Origin of the sequence: Shewanella sp. 4_MG-2023, from assembly GCF_030548015.1 — a bacterium.
Classification (GTDB): domain Bacteria; phylum Pseudomonadota; class Gammaproteobacteria; order Enterobacterales; family Shewanellaceae; genus Shewanella.
In genome coordinates, this window is the sequence record NZ_JAUORL010000023.1 from 1 (window position 1) to 15958 (window position 15958).

Annotated in this window: 17 protein-coding genes; 11 read left to right on the plus strand and 6 right to left on the minus strand. The window is 37.5% G+C overall.

Annotation, left to right across the window (positions count from 1 at the left end):
* Positions 1-118: 118 nt before the first annotated feature.
* The gene (locus tag Q4546_RS13160; protein ID WP_102475348.1) at positions 119-862 is read right to left on the minus strand and encodes a spermidine synthase; all 744 of its coding nucleotides are present in this window, start codon (positions 860-862) and stop codon (positions 119-121) included.
* Between the two features lie 287 nt (positions 863-1149).
* Between Q4546_RS13160 and Q4546_RS13165 the strand changes: the two genes are divergently transcribed.
* Complete coding sequence (locus tag Q4546_RS13165) at positions 1150-1665, plus strand: DUF3332 domain-containing protein (protein WP_102436698.1); 516 nt, start codon at positions 1150-1152, stop codon at positions 1663-1665.
* An 86-nt stretch (positions 1666-1751) separates the two neighbouring features.
* On the opposite strand, the gene Q4546_RS13170 is transcribed toward Q4546_RS13165, so the two are convergent.
* Both Q4546_RS13170 and Q4546_RS13175 read right to left on the minus strand, forming a co-directional pair.
* Complete coding sequence (locus Q4546_RS13170; protein WP_102436696.1) at positions 1752-2489, minus strand: dienelactone hydrolase family protein; 738 nt, start codon at positions 2487-2489, stop codon at positions 1752-1754.
* A gap of 82 nt (positions 2490-2571) precedes the next feature.
* Positions 2572-3564, minus strand: a complete 993-nt coding sequence (locus Q4546_RS13175) for a 2-hydroxyacid dehydrogenase (protein WP_102436694.1) — start codon at positions 3562-3564, stop codon at positions 2572-2574.
* Positions 3565-3744: 180 nt separating this feature from the next.
* On the opposite strand from Q4546_RS13175, the gene Q4546_RS13180 reads away from it, so the two are divergent.
* The 4 genes from Q4546_RS13180 to asnC all read left to right on the plus strand — a co-directional run bounded on the left by Q4546_RS13180 (position 3745) and on the right by asnC (position 5887).
* Positions 3745-4164 carry a hypothetical protein gene (locus Q4546_RS13180; RefSeq protein ID WP_102436692.1) on the plus strand — a complete coding sequence of 140 codons (420 nt, stop codon included), beginning with the start codon at positions 3745-3747 and terminating at the stop codon, positions 4162-4164.
* Positions 4165-4200: 36 nt separating this feature from the next.
* Complete coding sequence (locus Q4546_RS13185) at positions 4201-4491, plus strand: hypothetical protein (RefSeq protein WP_102436690.1); 291 nt, start codon at positions 4201-4203, stop codon at positions 4489-4491.
* A gap of 135 nt (positions 4492-4626) precedes the next feature.
* Positions 4627-5304, plus strand: a complete 678-nt coding sequence (rluA, locus tag Q4546_RS13190; protein WP_102436688.1) for a bifunctional tRNA pseudouridine(32) synthase/23S rRNA pseudouridine(746) synthase RluA — start codon at positions 4627-4629, stop codon at positions 5302-5304.
* A 121-nt stretch (positions 5305-5425) separates the two neighbouring features.
* Entirely contained in the window at positions 5426-5887 is a 462-nt protein-coding gene (gene asnC, locus Q4546_RS13195; RefSeq protein WP_076540553.1) for a transcriptional regulator AsnC, read from the plus strand.
* A gap of 69 nt (positions 5888-5956) precedes the next feature.
* On the opposite strand, the gene Q4546_RS13200 is transcribed toward asnC, so the two are convergent.
* Positions 5957-7279: an anaerobic C4-dicarboxylate transporter gene (locus Q4546_RS13200; protein WP_102475352.1), complete on the minus strand. Its 1323-nt coding sequence runs from the start codon at positions 7277-7279 to the stop codon at positions 5957-5959.
* A gap of 540 nt (positions 7280-7819) precedes the next feature.
* Between Q4546_RS13200 and Q4546_RS13205 the strand changes: the two genes are divergently transcribed.
* The 4 genes from Q4546_RS13205 to Q4546_RS13220 all read left to right on the plus strand — a co-directional run bounded on the left by Q4546_RS13205 (position 7820) and on the right by Q4546_RS13220 (position 12637).
* A complete protein-coding gene (locus Q4546_RS13205) occupies positions 7820-8386 on the plus strand; it encodes an outer membrane beta-barrel protein (RefSeq protein ID WP_102520907.1) in 567 nt (188 codons plus the stop codon).
* Between the two features lie 342 nt (positions 8387-8728).
* On the plus strand, positions 8729-9262 hold the full coding sequence (locus Q4546_RS13210; RefSeq protein ID WP_102520908.1) for a heme NO-binding domain-containing protein: 534 nt from the start codon (positions 8729-8731) through the stop codon (positions 9260-9262).
* A 9-nt stretch (positions 9263-9271) separates the two neighbouring features.
* A complete protein-coding gene (locus Q4546_RS13215; protein WP_303446394.1) occupies positions 9272-11008 on the plus strand; it encodes an ATP-binding protein in 1737 nt (578 codons plus the stop codon).
* Positions 11009-11338: 330 nt separating this feature from the next.
* Positions 11339-12637: a site-specific integrase gene (locus Q4546_RS13220; protein ID WP_303446395.1), complete on the plus strand. Its 1299-nt coding sequence runs from the start codon at positions 11339-11341 to the stop codon at positions 12635-12637.
* Positions 12638-12721: 84 nt separating this feature from the next.
* On the opposite strand, the gene Q4546_RS13225 is transcribed toward Q4546_RS13220, so the two are convergent.
* The gene (locus tag Q4546_RS13225) at positions 12722-13195 is read right to left on the minus strand and encodes a hypothetical protein (RefSeq protein ID WP_303446396.1); all 474 of its coding nucleotides are present in this window, start codon (positions 13193-13195) and stop codon (positions 12722-12724) included.
* A complete protein-coding gene (locus Q4546_RS13230; protein WP_303446397.1) occupies positions 13195-13908 on the minus strand; it encodes a hypothetical protein in 714 nt (237 codons plus the stop codon). Before Q4546_RS13230 ends, Q4546_RS13225 begins: the two co-directional genes overlap by 1 nt.
* A 607-nt stretch (positions 13909-14515) precedes the next feature.
* On the opposite strand from Q4546_RS13230, the gene Q4546_RS13235 reads away from it, so the two are divergent.
* Positions 14516-15298, plus strand: coding sequence for a hypothetical protein (locus tag Q4546_RS13235; RefSeq protein WP_303446398.1), 783 nt, complete (start codon positions 14516-14518; stop codon positions 15296-15298).
* A gap of 77 nt (positions 15299-15375) precedes the next feature.
* Complete coding sequence (locus Q4546_RS13240) at positions 15376-15933, plus strand: 3'-5' exonuclease (RefSeq protein ID WP_303446399.1); 558 nt, start codon at positions 15376-15378, stop codon at positions 15931-15933.
* Positions 15934-15958: the final 25 nt, after the last annotated feature.

Here is a 15958-nt window from a genome sequence, read left to right on the forward strand (position 1 = left end):
TGTCAGTGAACGTCTTGTTGGATAGCCAGGCTGTTGAGGCAAAGGCTGTCATTAATCGGTTGCTTGTTAGTTAGTTATTAGTACTAGCACCGCAAGTGCCACTATCATTTGCTAACAGCTATTCCCATTGAGTGAAACGTGTCAGTGAACGCCCTACTGGGTAATCAAGCTGTTGCGATAATTGCTGCAACTGCTGTTTGTTATAAGCTGAGCTAAAAGAATGTGGCTGCTTACTGGCGTAAACCACCCAATTTCCCCCTCCTGTTAAAGTGGCATAAACATTGGCAAAGTGCGCTGATAACACTTGCTTTAGCAGCTCACTTTTACTGTGCTCTTTCCAGCAGTTAAGCACTAAAAAACCTTCCGCTTTAAGGCCTTTATGACAAGTGCCAATGAACTCGCTGGTTAATTGCTTTTCATCAACCCCTTGCTCGATATACATATCAGCAAAAATAATATCCACTTTTTTGTGTTCAGCTCTGGCTAAAAATGTGCCGCCATCATCAAGTTCAATTTTAAGCTTTTTGCCAATAGGCAATTGAAAATAGCGTTTAGCAATCTCAATCACATCAGCGCGCAACTCAACTGCAGTCAGCTTAATCCCGGCATCAAAACGTCTAAGTGCATGCACCAGCCCGCCGCCACCAAGGCCAAATATGATGGCACTTTTAGGTTTGCTAAATAGCAGTACCGCTAGCATGGCCTGAACATAGGTATGCTGAGGGATATGGGGCGCCGCTTTCAGTATTTTACTCTGCTCGTCATTGTCACCAAAAGATAACACGCGAAAATCGCCATCATCTAATACATAGATGGGGCCGATATCGTCACTGACATGGTGTAACAGCTGGTACTCTGACATGGAGTTCTCATGGTTTATAGGCAGGATATTCGGCGAAATTATACCGCATAAATAGATCTTTTAAGCAGTTTTTATTGCCCCTAAAACCCCAACATTTAGCTCACCAATCGTTAAAAACAACCAAGCAATAGCAACAGTTAGCCAACCTGCACACAGTAAACAAACTAGTTCAACATTTCAGATACTTAGCCATAAATAACCCAACACACTGACGTGACAGCCATCACATACTCCAAGGGAGAAATGCCTATAATCCGCAGCTGATAAAAAAATAAGAGATTGATGAAATGAAAAAGAAGTTTTTAGCAACTGCTGCAATGATCGTAACTTGTAGCCAACTATCTGGCTGTATGGGACAAATGGCCACAAGCCAAATGGTCACTAAGTTAAATTTAGATACTGTCGACAACCGTTATGGTCGTGCGGGTTTATTCGCATTATTGTCGCCAGTTTATGGTTTAGCAGCTACAGCTGATCTTTTTGTATTTAACAGCATTGAGTTCTGGACCGGGACTAACCCATTAACAGATAAAGAAGCGGTAGTTGATTTACCAACTGATGCTATTTTTAAAATGAATAAGCACGTTAGCGACGACTTTAAAACGGCGCCAGTTAAACTATCAAGTGCACAAATTAGTCAACAGGATGAGCGCACTCTGGTGATGACCTTGGCTTATGAAGATGGCTCTAAGCAAGAGTTGATTGGCAGTAAAGGCGAAGAGCATATCGATTTTTATCTTGATGACATGCTAGTGGCTCAAGTAAGCCTTGCTGAATTAGCGCAATATCAACAAGCGGCTTAAGCCATAATTCATTTGCGATTATGTCGTGAATTAATAAGCCCTGAGTATCACTCAGGGCTTATTTTTTTACTGATCCTAACAAGGTTTTACTTTAAGGTGCGCTGAAAAAAGCTCACCGCTTGCAAATACATTTGCAGTGCTAATGCCGCATCATAACGCTCGCCTTCATCACGCATAAAGGCATGCTGAGCATTCACCTCTAACCAGCTAAAGTTGGTATCAAGCTGCTCTAACTTTTGATAAATGGCTTTTCGGCCTGCTTTAGATACATGAGGATCTTGCTTGCCAAAGACTAATACCAGCTCACCATTAATATCACCACAGCGAGTTAATGAATCGTTCTCTGGCTCACAGGGCAAGGTATTTGAATGGATATCTGTGGGATATAAGCAAAAAGCACCGCTGATATCGGGGTTTAACGCTGCACGAAAAGCCAAATGGCCACCTATGCACACGCCCATCGCGCCCACTTTACAGCTGCAATATGCTTGGCTACGGGCAAAGTCGATAATCGCCTGAGTATCGCTATCATGTTGCTCTAAGGGCTTAGCAAATTTATCAGCATTGCCCTTATCTTTACCCACATCGTCATACTCAAGCACAGTGCCTAGCGGATTCAGTTCATGAAACACTTCTGGCACTAACACCACAAAACCATGTCCGGCTAAGATGGCTGCACTTCTGGCAATAGGCGCAGTTTGTTGAAAAATCTCAGAGTAGAATATGATACTGGCAAATTGCCCAGGGGCATCTGGGCGATATACATAAGTCCGCATATCACCTGTTGGGGTTTCAATATCGTGGACTTCTTTGGTAATGATCATATTGCTGATTCCTTGTTAAGTAACCTAAGCTTGGGTTAAGTCGATTTTTCTCAATCCTTTACAAACTCGAGCGACAACGGCACTAGTTGGTGAGTTCATTTACGCAGCGCTGACCATCAAGCAAGTCGGTGACATTTTGCAAGGTCGTTTGGGCAATCGCATTAAGCGCTTCAACGGTTAAGAACGCCTGATGTCCGGTAAAAATAACATTATGGCAAGCAGAAAGCCTTCTAAAGACATCATCTTGAATAATTTCATTAGAGTTATCTTGGAAAAACAGCTCTTTTTCATTTTCATAAACATCTAACGCCAATGAACCAATTTTACCGGTTTTTAACGCTTCCATGGCATCAATGGCATTGAGCAAGCCACCACGACTGGTATTAACCACCATCACCCCAGGCTTCATTTTTTCAAATGTCTTAGCAGATAACAGGTGATGATTTTCAGGTGTTAATGGACAATGTAAACTAATTACATCACATTGAGGATAGAGTGCTTCTAAGTCAATATACTCAACGCCTAATGCCTCAACTGCAGGATTAGGGTACGGATCGTAAGCCACCACTTTACAGCCAAAGCCTTGCAATATTTTGATGGTAGCAAGACCAATTTTACCGGTGCCAATCACTCCAACGGTCTTACCTTGCATATTAAAGCCCACCAGGCCAGTTAAGGCAAAATTCGCGTCTCTAGTACGTTGGTAAGCTTTATGAATTTTACGGTTTAGGGTTAACATTAAGGCAATGGTATGTTCAGCCACAGACTCTGGCGAATAGGCAGGAACGTTAACCACTGTGATACCTAAGCGCTTAGCGGCATCTAAATCAACATTATTAAAGCCTGCACAGCGCATGGCGATAATCTTAGTACCGCCATTGGCAAGCTCAACCAATACCTCTTCACATAGGGAGTCATTGACAAAAGCACAAACCACTTCAAAACCATCAGCCAGTTTTACTGTTTGCATACAAAGTCGATAATCGAAATATTCAATCTCTGCGTTAAAGCCTGTATTCATGGCATCAAAATGCTGAATATCGTAGTGCTTAGCACTAAAGAACCCGATTTTCATCCTTAACTCCTGTGTTGTTTATTTGGCTCATTAAAAATGGATTGCCCGACTTTACCTATGTCAGTGCAATTGAGCGTTTGGTTAAAGCATAACAATAATTGAGTTTTTGCTACAGATCGCTGAACATTTTAGATCTTCTTGTTAAGCTGAGACATTACTCACAGGAATATGTGTATAGACATGTCAAAAAAGCAGCAGCAAGCAGTTTCAGAAGTTCAGTTTTGGATTCAACGTCTAGGAAAAACCAGCCTGAGAGCATTACATATTGTTGGTGTAGTCGGCGCTGGCGGTGGTATTCTGCTTGGCTTAGAGCAACCACTTTGGCTCAATTACTGGATCCTCGCCATGGTCAGTGGACTTGCATTATTGTCATGGGAAGTCATCAGAGATTGGCGCTGGCTTATCCAGCTAAAAGGAGTACTGACTATTTTTAAAGTACTGCTATTACTGCTGTTTATCCCTATGGCCAACTGGAAACCTGAAATTACTATTTTTATCATCCTATTATCTGTCATCGTATCCCATGGCCCTGCGGGTTTAAGACATTATTCAGTGGTTCATAGAAAAGTAATACATGGCAAAAAGGAAATAAAAGGTTAACCTAGGGTTACAACACATCAAACTTAAGGTTAACAAATGTTCCCTTACCCAGAACAATATCGATTAGCAACACCGCCTTTAACCACAAGTTTTATGGTTTTTTGGGCTTTACTCAGCCACAGTATTTTTGCTGATGCGAGCCCATTTGCACTCTACCCTTTAATGGCGTTATTTCCGCTAGTGGTGTTCAGTCATGTGTTTTTAATTTGGAACGCCCAAGGGTTATCGCGCTTAGATCAAGGTTTTTATGCCTTAGTCCATATTCCGCTAGCCTTTGTGGTGTGGACATTCACCATCATGCACGTTAACGGCAATGCATTTTCATAAAAGCTTTTTAATAAACCATTAGTTCAAGTTTTGTATAAAAGCTATAACCCTCTTAAATAGGCTCAGATGACTTGCACTCACGCCAAGGGATAGGTATCTTTGCCGCGCATTCTCTATTAAGGCTAGGCGCAACACATGGCAGACTTTATCTATACTCCCCCAACCGATCCTTGGTTAGATATTATTCATGAAGATAAAGATATTATCGTTTTGAATAAGCCATCTGGATTGCTGTCTATTCCTGGCCGCCAAGCCCAATATCATGACAGCATCTATAGCCGAGTGCTTGAACGCTTTCCTAATTCACACATTGTCCATCGACTTGATATGGCGACCTCAGGGGTCATTGTAGTGGCGTTAAGGCGTAACGCTGAGCGTGAACTGAAACGGCAATTTCGCGATCGTGAAACCGCCAAAACATACTATGCCAGAGTCGCAGGCCATGTCAGTCCGGCCGTTAAGCAAGTTGATTATCCCTTAATTTGTGACTGGCCTAATAGACCAAAACAGAAAGTCGATCACCTTGTGGGGAAACCGTCTTTAACCCATGTTGAAGTGGTAAGCTATGGGAAAAAATCAACACTGGTTAAGCTAACGCCTATTACAGGGCGGTCCCATCAACTTAGAGTACATATGATGGCAATTGGCCACCCAATTTTAGGTGATGGCTTTTATGCTGATCCTTGGGCCAAAAGTCTATCAAACAGGCTGTTATTGCACGCAGCTGAATTAACCATAAAGCATCCTTACCATCAAACGCCATTAACCTTTAATGCTGAAGTGCCGTTTATAACGCCCTTAGATACACAATAATATCAGTCACAATTGACGATAAGTGCTTAGTAAAAAACTAATCATGAGAACTTTTTGATAGCCAATTATCACATTTATCCGTAAATTAATGTCTAATTATAATTTAATTAGGCATTTTACTATGGAAACTCCATTTCAGCGTGACCAGCTAGATAACCAAATCCTAGAAGCATTAATGCAAGAGGCCAGAACCCCATTTGCAGAGCTGGCAAAGCGTTTTGCAGTAAGTGCCGGCACCATTCATGTACGAGTGGAAAAAATGAAGCAAGCCGGCATTATCACTGGCGCGCGCATTACAGTAGACCCCAAAGCTCTAGGTTATGACGTTTGCTGTTTTATTGGGATTAACTTAAAAAGTGCCGGCGATTACCCTGCCGCGATCTCCAAACTCAATGCCCTTGAAGAAGTGGTAGAAGCCTATTACACCACGGGTAATTACAGTGTTTTTGTCAAAGTGATGTGCCAATCAATCGATGGCTTACAGCACGTGTTAATTAACCGCATTCAATCAATCGATGAAATTCAATCGACAGAAACCTTGATAAGCCTGCAAAATCCTATCGTTCGCGGTGTTAAGCCTTAAGCACTGAATTGTCGATACAAAAATGCCCAGCAATTGCTGGGCATTTTTGTCAGTTAATCTGGCGATAGACTAATGGTTTATCACCACTGTTGATAGGAAGTAGCCTAATACTGTTGCGGTACTCACCCCAATAAATCCAGGCACAATAAAGCTGTGATTTAGGACGTACTTACCAATATTAGTGGTACCAGAGCGGTCAAAACTGATTGCCGCTAAATCACTTGGATAAAACGGGAAAAAGAAATAAGCATAACAGGCTGGAATAACCCCAATCAGCACAGGGGCAGGAATGCCTAATGCAAAGCCCAGCGGAAACATAATGGTTAGCACGGCTGCCTGACTTTTTAAGAATATTGATGCCATAAACATCGCAATGGCAAACGACCAAGGGTAAGCACTAACTAAATCACTCAATGAGCTCACTAAGTAACTCTTATGATGGCCAATAATGGTGTCACTTAACCATGCGATACCAAAGATAATCACTACCGCCGTCATACCGGCTGTAAACACATTGCTGCTAACGATTTTTTGCGGCGAGACTTTTGTTGCCAGTAAAATAATGGCGCCAACGGATAGCATCATAAACTGAATGGCTACCGACATTTTTACGCCTTCAGGCAGTAATTCTTTGCTGAACATTGCCAACATGATCACAGATAAAATACCGCCTAAAAACAGCATTAAGCCTCTTTTCGCTATGGTATCGGTATGGGCTTGATCATCCGTTTCAATTTCTGGGTCAATTAAGTTGTTTTTAAACTCGTCATCTTTTAAACGCGCTTGAAAGTCTTCATCTTTATCAAGATCTTTGCCGCGATTTAAGCTCCAAGCACAACCTGCTAATACGCCCACTAAAGTCGCCGGGATAGTGACAGATAAAACATTGATTAAGCTAATATCAAGATGATTATCCATTGCCGTTGCCATAACCACTGCGGCGGCTGCGGCAATTGGGCTGGCTGTAATGCCCATTTGTGATGCCACGGTAGCCATTGCTAAAGGACGCTCAGGGCGGATACCTTTTTTATAGGCCACGTCATAAATAACCGGTAATAATGGATAAACCGAATGACCCGTACCCACTAACACAGTTAATGAATAAGTACATAATGGTCCTAAAAAGGTAATTTGATTGGGGTGTTTTCTTAATAGTTTTTCAGCATACTTAACCAATAATTTCAGGCCACCAGTTGCTTCTAACGTCGCTGATGCCGCGACAACCGCTAAAATAATTAACATCACGCTGACAGGCGGTGAACCGGGGGCGACTCCGAAAGCAAACGCTAATACGGAAACCCCTAAGCCTCCTAATAACCCAAATGCGACCCCGCCATGACGGATCCCCACAAAGATCACTGCAAGCAATAACAACATGTGAACATAAAACATTAGCCAATCTCCTTAGCAAAAACCTATCGTTTTCGAACCTGACTTGGGACAACTAAGCCATTAGCTAACTCAACAACAGCGTTAATTATCGACAAAATCATATCGATACAATTTCAAAATATGTTTCAATTATCTGAATTTATAGCTTAAATTTTAGTTATCTTTCTTACTTAGCCACATACAAGGTTATACATGAAAAATCATCCTCAAAAGTGGGCTAAAAAACAATAAAGTGACAAAGCGCATACAATCCCATAACTATCTTTCATATTTGTGATCTACCAATAATTAAGTCATATGTGATATGCCATCTCGATTCAAAAATTAATTCGATTGCAGTTTCCCAGAGCCTGTTTAAGCCAAAACATTGCCAGCAAAAAACCAGTGATAAAACCGTTCTACCCAGGTAACAAATACATAACCCTTCTAAGCGATATAAAAATACCAATAATTTCATTCAGTAACGATTCAGCTAACTCGCACTATGATGACCTCAACAGCAAAAACACTGTGACAAATTATTTATACTTGGAGTTAAAAATGAAAACGAAGCATCTTGTTCTAGCGGGTTTAATCTCATCAGTAATGTCAGTTCCAGCCATGGCATCAGATTGGTTTGTGGGTGGCGCAGCAGGTTATCAGCAAGATACCTATAAAATGAAATCTAGTGCAGAAAGTAATCAGAGAAATATAGAAGAAGATATAAGCTACCAATTTAGAGTGGGTAACTACCTCAATGATAACAACCGTATATACGCCACCTACGGCTATAACTCTGATGATATAGCAAGACAACAAACCTTTTTATTATCATATGATTACCTTGTTGGCTTAGGTGACAGTAATAAAATGAACTGGTTTGTTGGTGCAACTGCAGGTATGACGCATAACGGGATTAAAGACAGTGGCTTTGACTCTAAAAATACCTTTGTATGGGGCGGTCAAACAGGTTTGATGTATAACATTAATAACAGCTGGTCTACTGAAGTGGGTTACCGCTATTTAAAACAAGATTATGATGTAAACGCATCTAATGGGGCGAATAGTGCCAGCTACTCATTAAATGATACACAGCAAGTGTATTTGGCTATTGATTATAAGTTCTAAGCTTAACGCCAATTTAAAGTCTCTATAGCCGATGAAACAAATAAGGATGCCTTGGCATCCTTTTTCATTAGCTGAAAATAAGAACACTATTATTCAACTTTATTTACGCGATCGCATCCATTCCACATAGGTCACGATTGAAAGGATTAAAGACTCAGAGCTTGTCTGAGCAATCACCCCAATAATAACTAACCTTGCTAAGTTTCATCGCTGACGAAATCAGTTCGCCCGAGTATCAGAATAGTTTTACAACATTCCTGTTTATCTAAAAACTGCGATTAACTGCAGAGTAATGTCATTTTATGCCTATACTCAATACAAAGACATTAATTAAGGATGATTATGAAGGGTATTATTTTTTCTGAGTTTTTAGAACTTGTTGAAACCACATTTGGTTTAGAAGTATGCCAAAAAATACTTGATGAAAATGCAGATGAAGGAGTGTATACCTCCGCTGGCACCTACGATCATAAGGATTTAGTAAAACTGATTATCTCTTTAAGTAAAATAACAGGTATCAGTATTGAAGAATTACAGGCTGTATATGGCAAATCAGTATTCACTAATTTACTAGACAGTATGCCAGAGCTTAAAATTAACTCGAGCTCGACTTTTCAATTTATTACCCAAGTCGAAGAATATATTCATCTTGAAGTTAAAAAGCTTTACGGCGATGCAAAGCCACCCAAGTTTGACCTTATTTCAAGCAGTGAATATGACATGGTGTTAGATTATATTTCTGCCCGTTGTTTTTCTCATGTTTGTTTTGGCCTCATTGAAGGCTGCGCTGAATATTTTAATGAAAAAATTGATATCCAAATGAAACCGATTCAAGCGGACGGTTCTCAGGTTCGCTTTACATTGACCAAAGTTTAGGCTTTATAAATGGATAGTGAAAAAACAATAGAACTGCTTAAGAAAAAGATTCAACGAGAAACTAAAATTCGCAAAGCAGCTGAATCGCTATTGGAAGAAAAAAGTACCGAACTGTATTTCGCAAAATTACTTGTGGAAGACTCTTTAGTTGTTGCAAAAAAACAAGCTGAACAAGATGAACAACTGCTGATCTTCATCAATAAATTAGAATCCACCCTGTCACATTATAACTCGCAGTTATTACAAGTCCCTCCCAGTGAGCAGGTGATCCAACAATTACTTGAAGATCTGATGGATACTGCCAGTATTAAAGCAATCCGGCTGTCTTCCAGCTTGGATATATTAGAAAATGAACACTTACAATCCGGTGAAGCAACCACCTTTGATGAGTTTCCAACCCCGAAAAATAACTTCCAATGGAATCAAGATAAAACCGAGCTAGTAGTATATCTGCAATTTGGACCTAAAAAAGTGGGCCGATTACATTTTATTTTCCGTACCAGCCCTCAAGAAAGCTGGCATCGCGTGATTGAAAAACAGTACTGTTTAATTGCCGATATGATAAGTGCCTCTTTTCAGCGCCAATTATTACTTAACAAAACCATTAAGGAAAAAATAAGAGCGGAACACTCTGAAAAGTCGACCCGTGACTTTGTGGCAATGATTAACCATGAATTAAGAACCCCCTTAAATGGCTTACTTGGGGCAGCGGAGCTCATGGAGGACACCTCCATTACCAGCTACCAAAAAAAATTACTCATGAGCGTACATCAAGCGGGAGAAATGCTTCGAGTTATTATTAATGACTTACTTGATATCAGCAAAATGAACGCTGGTATGCTTGAGTTGAAATTAGCCACTTTCAGCCCGCAAACCCTAATTGATACCATAGAACAAATTTTTACTGAGAAAATCAAAGCCAAGGGACTGACATTCAGTTGCGAAAATGACCAATCAATACCTACCACCCTGCTTGGGGATGCAGACAGGATTAAACAAATCCTAATTAACCTAATCGGCAATTCAGTTAAATTTACCAATCAAGGATCGATTCATCTACACACATCATGGCAAGACACGTCATTGATTTTTATTATCTCTGACACTGGCTGCGGCATCCCCCAAAATAAGCAAGCAAGCTTATTTGAGCCCTTCACCCAAGTCGATAACTCTAGCCAAAGAAAGTTTGAAGGAACAGGTTTAGGGCTATCCATTTGTAAGCAGTTGATTGAATTGATGAATGGTGAGGTCAGCTTCGTCAGTACCCTTGATAAAGGGACAGAGTTTACCGTTAAGCTTCCCCTTGAACTTGCCGTAGAAAATAACCAAAGTGTTATTGAGGTAAACAGGAATACTCACAGTATCAATCATCTACGCATTTTAGCCGTAGAAGACATCAAGACCAATCAAGTTATTTTAGGGATGATGCTAGATAAATTTAGCATTAACTATAAGTTCGCTGATAATGGAGAACTAGCCCTTGAAGTCTTAAAAAATAATGAATTTGATATCATTTTAATGGATTGCCGTATGCCCATTTTAGATGGATTTCAAACAACAAAGTACTTACGTAAACAGGGTTATACTAAACCGATAATTGCACTAACGGCTGGCACAACATCCACTGAAGTCGCTGAGTGCGTTGAATCAGGCATGAATGACATTTTACACAAACCTTATAAACTTAAAGAGTTGGAGGCCGCGTTAAAAAAATGGAGCTATGGGCTACAACACTATGATATTTAGCTTTCGAAGCTAGCGCTTTAGCGGGTAATTGTGTCTCATACAACAAAGCAATGAACGCAATGAACGCAATGAACGAAATGAACGAAATGAACACAATTACTATTAGGAAATTAAACCTGGCTTGGTAAATTTCAAGCACAAAAAAACCGACTTACGTCGGTTTTATCCTCAAAGAGGAGATGGTACCAGCGGTCGGACTCGAACCGACACGTCTTTCGACAGGGGATTTTGAATTCATTTGGTTTACTATATATAGCTAATTATTCAATAACTTAGTATAGTAACATGATTATATCATACCAAACCTCATACCAGATTCGGAATTCAAAGATGGACATTTCCAATTCATTTACGATCACACCTTATAATATTTTTGAAAATGGTGACTTAGTTATTTTCAAACAAAATTCATCAAATTGGTGGGCGCAGATAAAAACACCTCCAGAATTAGGATTTAAAAATAATAGAGTTAGATTTTCTACTGGGTGTAAAATTGGAACTCTGGAAAGCTTTATAGAAGCGGTTAATTTTGCAAAAAAGAGAAAGAACAAAAATGATGTTCTACTTGAAGAAGGCTTACCTATATCTGATCTTAAACCAACAGTGAAACAAGTTGCATTAAAAGTTATTGATGAATTCAAAAAAGAAAAATTGCACGATAAAACTAAAAAAGGGTATTTGCGAATTATAGAAAATCAAATTATCCCTGTACTGGGTAATTGCTACATTAAAAATCTGGGTCTGAATGAGCTTATTGATTTTTTTAATCAGCGTGATACTGGTAACAGTGATACACAAACTACAATGACCAAAACGGCACTAGACAGAATTTACATTTATGCGCTTAAAAAGAAAATGATTATTCAAGCTGATAGACCATTATGGAAAGATATTAAAATTGAAACTACTAAGTCAAAAAAACGCCTTACCTTCAGGAAAGTAGATGTGGATTCAGTAGACAAAAACATTGATTTATTTATCGGAAAATCAACAAACAAAAAAGTGAAAGCGAACAGGAATCTTTTCAAATTCTATATCAAATTTATCGAAAATACTGGCACTAGGCCAGGAGACGAAACAACAGGAATTAAATGGAAGCATATTTTTCAAAGTGAATATAAAGGTGAAGCTCGAACAACTATTTTTCTAGAAAAAGGCAAAATGGGAGAGCAAAATAAAACAAGAGAAATTCATATAGATAGAGAAACATATAAGTTGCTAACACAGCTATACTTTAAAAAATTCAAATCAGAAAAAGAAATTAAATTCTTGTTTAAGCATACAACGGAAATCCCATCAAAAGACTTTATGCAATTAAAACAAGATCATGGGAATGAGTATATATTTGCCAGAAGCTGTGGGAAAATTCCTGATTATTGTGATATTTGGACACAGTTCAGAAAATTTTTAAAAGACAATTTAACTGAAGATAAATTTACACTCTACTCATTTAGACATTACTTTATAACAAAGAAATTACATCAAGAAATTGATGTTTATAAACTTGCTAAATATGTGGGAAATAGTCCAACAATGATCAGGGATTATTATGATGCTAGTTTTTCAGCACTTGCATCTGAATTTGTCATGGAAAATTTAGGACAAGAAAACTTAAATATATTTGATTAAATAAAAGCTTTTTAATTAAAGCTTACCTGACATAAATTTTATTTGGTTAAGTAAGCTTTTTTGCAAAAATAATATCAAGTCAAACTATCTCCTTTTATTTTTATAGCCAGTTGTACCCTTACCTTTTTCAACACTAACAACCATCTTATGAATTGCTAAATTTTTTAAAATTAACTTTTTTGATTCTGTATAGTCAATTTCCCATAAAATTAATTGCTGTTTATTATACCTATGGTTAAAGCAAAATCTCAGTGCAGTAGAAAACAAAAATCCCGCTAAGAGGTAATGTGACAGTCTCAATTTATAAAGCGTTTCTGGTTTGAACCAACGTAGATATAGTCGTTTAGTTTTCTTGTTGTTTCTTGGCGATAAAAGATATGCTGAAATAATATCAGAGATAGTTAATGTACCAGATTTACTATCTATATAAGATTCAAGTTCAGGATATTTATTTAATAAATAAAGTACTTCTTCAGTTAACCAACTTTCTGCATTTTTTAAGTTATGCTCCTTAACTAATTCACCAGCTAAATACTTGGCTAGTTCCCAACTTGCCATTAGTTAAACTTCCTACCCAAACTTGGATTTGGTCTATTAAGTTTTGATGTATCCTTAAAAAGAATTTTTTCTTCAGGAGTTGGTTCATCTATTCGGTTAATATGATTTATTAACTGATCATTTTTATGATAATAATCTGAGTTATAACGCTTATTGCGTTTAGTCTGTGGTTGATAGTCACTTGGGGAAATTTTAAGACGATTTAATACTGCATAGTTAAACGTCTTTTTAAGAGCTGTAACAATACTTTTCTTTTGAAGCTCAGTTTTAACATCGCCATTAATGATCTTTGAAACAACTAAATTTAGATGAGGATTTTTTTGATCATGAATATTAATAAAAATATGCTTGGCAATATCCTCTTTTGATGAACCAGTAAAAAAAATCAGAGTATGAATTAACTCTTTAGCAATATAAGACCATTCCTGTTTGGTTGGTTTAGTGCCAATCCCCTCAGGCAGGATAAATACATACGACTGGGCAAAAGAACTTATTGGTCTACCACCCTTTCGTTTTTTGGCTGTTTTTAGCTCTTTATCAGCCACTGAAAAAATAATGCGCTTATATAAATTCTGATTATTACCAAACAGCGGAATAATATTGGTTTTATTTTTATGGTTCTGATGGTTAGGGCTAGTTAAATAGCTTAAATACTTAGCAAGTCCTTTTGCACTTTCTTTTATTGGTTTTGATATTACTACCCAATTTTTCATCACTACCTCCATGTAGTTTATTGATTATATAATAATATTTACCATACAAATTTTAAAAGTCAAAAACGTGATGAGAATCAGAGGGGGAAGTTGAACCTTCCAGATAGGACAACCTTGATCATTCACTTCGTTCATAGGTTGTCACTGGTTCTGCGAAGCTGAAGAAAAAGCAATAAATAATCCAAAATGTTAGCCATAAAAATGATACTTCACTATTTTATTGGCTAACCAAAATTCTGATTTTTTGTATAAAACACTCAAACCAAAAAATTATTTTCATTATTTTTGATAATTATTAAATTTATTTTTCAATAGAATAATATCACTCCAAGTCCCTTTATCAGGGAGGAAAACTTCCCTCAACGCGAGAGAAATAAATTCCCTTTAAAATGTGAGAAACACCCTAACATTCAACTAATCTATCTAAATAATAACAACAAAAAAACACAGAAAAAAGAAAAAACGTTAGCCCTAAAAATAAGATTCAACACTTAGTGGCCAACACCAACTAACTGATAAAACTTAATTTATTTCAGATTAGCAACTTGTATTAATTAAAATATATGCTCTTTATGTATTAACTGGGTTAATACATAGGAGAACTAACATGGTTGATATTTTTAATACGAAGAAAAAACAACAAACACTAAAAAGAAGCACTACAAAAAGTGTCTTAAATGAAAAGGGTGAATATACTGCTTCTGAAGAGGTAAACGAATATAAAGCTCAAATAGATTCAGAGCCTCACTTTGCAAAAGTCTATTATCAAGACAGACACAGACTCAAGAATATAGCTAAAAATCATATTTTGGTTTATTTAGAGCTAAGTTTTTACTCTGGCTATAACACTAATCAAGTAATACTTAATACCATCTTAAAGCAGGATATTTGTGATGATTTAACCATTGCTAGTTCAACACTAGACAATGTATTAACCGAACTTGTAAAACAACAGCTTATTGCTCGTATCGGTAAAGGTACGTATTTGCTAAACCCATATTATATGGGAAAAGGCAATTGGTCTGAAAATCGTAAGATGAGAAACAATATAACCTACAACATCGAACATGTAGATGAATCAAATGAAACTAGCCCAATCAAGGCCATTACTTTTGATTTTAGTGCTATACCCAACTTCATCAAAAAACACGCTACATTAGCTAAAAATAAAACAGTTCATCCAGCTAAACAAAAAAGAACTAAAACTAAAAAAACAGAAACACTAGAAGCATCATTTCCTCAAAAATCTAGTTTATTAACCAAGTTATTTAACCTAATAAAAAGAAGAAAGATAGTTAAGAGTAGCAATACCTATATACATATAGATAAGGCCAATACCGAAAACTCCCAAGTTCCTGCGGAAAACCCAACATCTAGCTTCCCCCATTAAGGGAATTTCATTACCGCTTTCAGGTAATGATACTCCCGCAAAACAATAATTAACCAAAATCTACAAGGAGAAAAATAATGGTTAAAAAAATAAAATTAAAAAATACTGTGATTCTTGATACTGAAACCACTGGCTTAGGTGATGAAGATGAAATAGTGCAAATTGCTAGCATTGACGGCTTTACTGGTAAGATTCTATTAAATGAAAAATTAAAACCTATAAAGTCCATCTCAAAATCAGCATCAAATATTCATGGTATAACCAATGAAGAAGTTAAAGATTGTATTACTTATCAATCTATTCATGAAAAAGTAGTTAAATTAACAGCAGGTAAAAAAGTACTTATTTATAATGCTGAATTTGATCAACGCATTACCTATCAAACAGCAGTTTTACATGATTGCAATTCTGAAAAAATTGAAAAATGGGACATGTTTTGTGTCATGGAATGGTATTCAGAATATTACGATTGTTGGAATGACTATTTTGATAATTATACTTGGCAAAAATTAACCAGTGCTGCACGGCAACAGCGCATTGATATATCTGATTTATCAGCTCATGAAGCATGGTCTGATTGCGAAATCACCAGACGGTTGATTCATGCAGTGAATTTAGAACTTACCTTGAAATAAGGCACAAAGCATAATATTCAGACAG

What these genes read in the sequence shown, in the direction of transcription:
- Q4546_RS13175 (WP_102436694.1), bottom strand. Translation starts at nt 3,564, where the DNA reads ATGAAAATCGGGTTCTTTAGTGCTAAGCACTACGATATTCAGCATTTT.
- Q4546_RS13160 (WP_102475348.1), bottom strand. Translation starts at nt 862, where the DNA reads ATGTCAGAGTACCAGCTGTTACACCATGTCAGTGACGATATCGGCCCC.
- rluA (WP_102436688.1), top strand. Translation starts at nt 4,627, where the DNA reads ATGGCAGACTTTATCTATACTCCCCCAACCGATCCTTGGTTAGATATT.
- Q4546_RS13205 (WP_102520907.1), top strand. Translation starts at nt 7,820, where the DNA reads ATGAAAACGAAGCATCTTGTTCTAGCGGGTTTAATCTCATCAGTAATG.
- Q4546_RS13185 (WP_102436690.1), top strand. Translation starts at nt 4,201, where the DNA reads ATGTTCCCTTACCCAGAACAATATCGATTAGCAACACCGCCTTTAACC.
- Q4546_RS13240 (WP_303446399.1), top strand. Translation starts at nt 15,376, where the DNA reads ATGGTTAAAAAAATAAAATTAAAAAATACTGTGATTCTTGATACTGAA.
- Q4546_RS13210 (WP_102520908.1), top strand. Translation starts at nt 8,729, where the DNA reads ATGAAGGGTATTATTTTTTCTGAGTTTTTAGAACTTGTTGAAACCACA.
- Q4546_RS13225 (WP_303446396.1), bottom strand. Translation starts at nt 13,195, where the DNA reads ATGGCAAGTTGGGAACTAGCCAAGTATTTAGCTGGTGAATTAGTTAAG.
- Q4546_RS13170 (WP_102436696.1), bottom strand. Translation starts at nt 2,489, where the DNA reads ATGATCATTACCAAAGAAGTCCACGATATTGAAACCCCAACAGGTGAT.
- asnC (WP_076540553.1), top strand. Translation starts at nt 5,426, where the DNA reads ATGGAAACTCCATTTCAGCGTGACCAGCTAGATAACCAAATCCTAGAA.
- Q4546_RS13180 (WP_102436692.1), top strand. Translation starts at nt 3,745, where the DNA reads ATGTCAAAAAAGCAGCAGCAAGCAGTTTCAGAAGTTCAGTTTTGGATT.
- Q4546_RS13165 (WP_102436698.1), top strand. Translation starts at nt 1,150, where the DNA reads ATGAAAAAGAAGTTTTTAGCAACTGCTGCAATGATCGTAACTTGTAGC.
- Q4546_RS13200 (WP_102475352.1), bottom strand. Translation starts at nt 7,279, where the DNA reads ATGTTTTATGTTCACATGTTGTTATTGCTTGCAGTGATCTTTGTGGGG.
- Q4546_RS13215 (WP_303446394.1), top strand. Translation starts at nt 9,272, where the DNA reads ATGGATAGTGAAAAAACAATAGAACTGCTTAAGAAAAAGATTCAACGA.
- Q4546_RS13235 (WP_303446398.1), top strand. Translation starts at nt 14,516, where the DNA reads ATGGTTGATATTTTTAATACGAAGAAAAAACAACAAACACTAAAAAGA.
- Q4546_RS13220 (WP_303446395.1), top strand. Translation starts at nt 11,339, where the DNA reads ATGGACATTTCCAATTCATTTACGATCACACCTTATAATATTTTTGAA.
- Q4546_RS13230 (WP_303446397.1), bottom strand. Translation starts at nt 13,908, where the DNA reads ATGAAAAATTGGGTAGTAATATCAAAACCAATAAAAGAAAGTGCAAAA.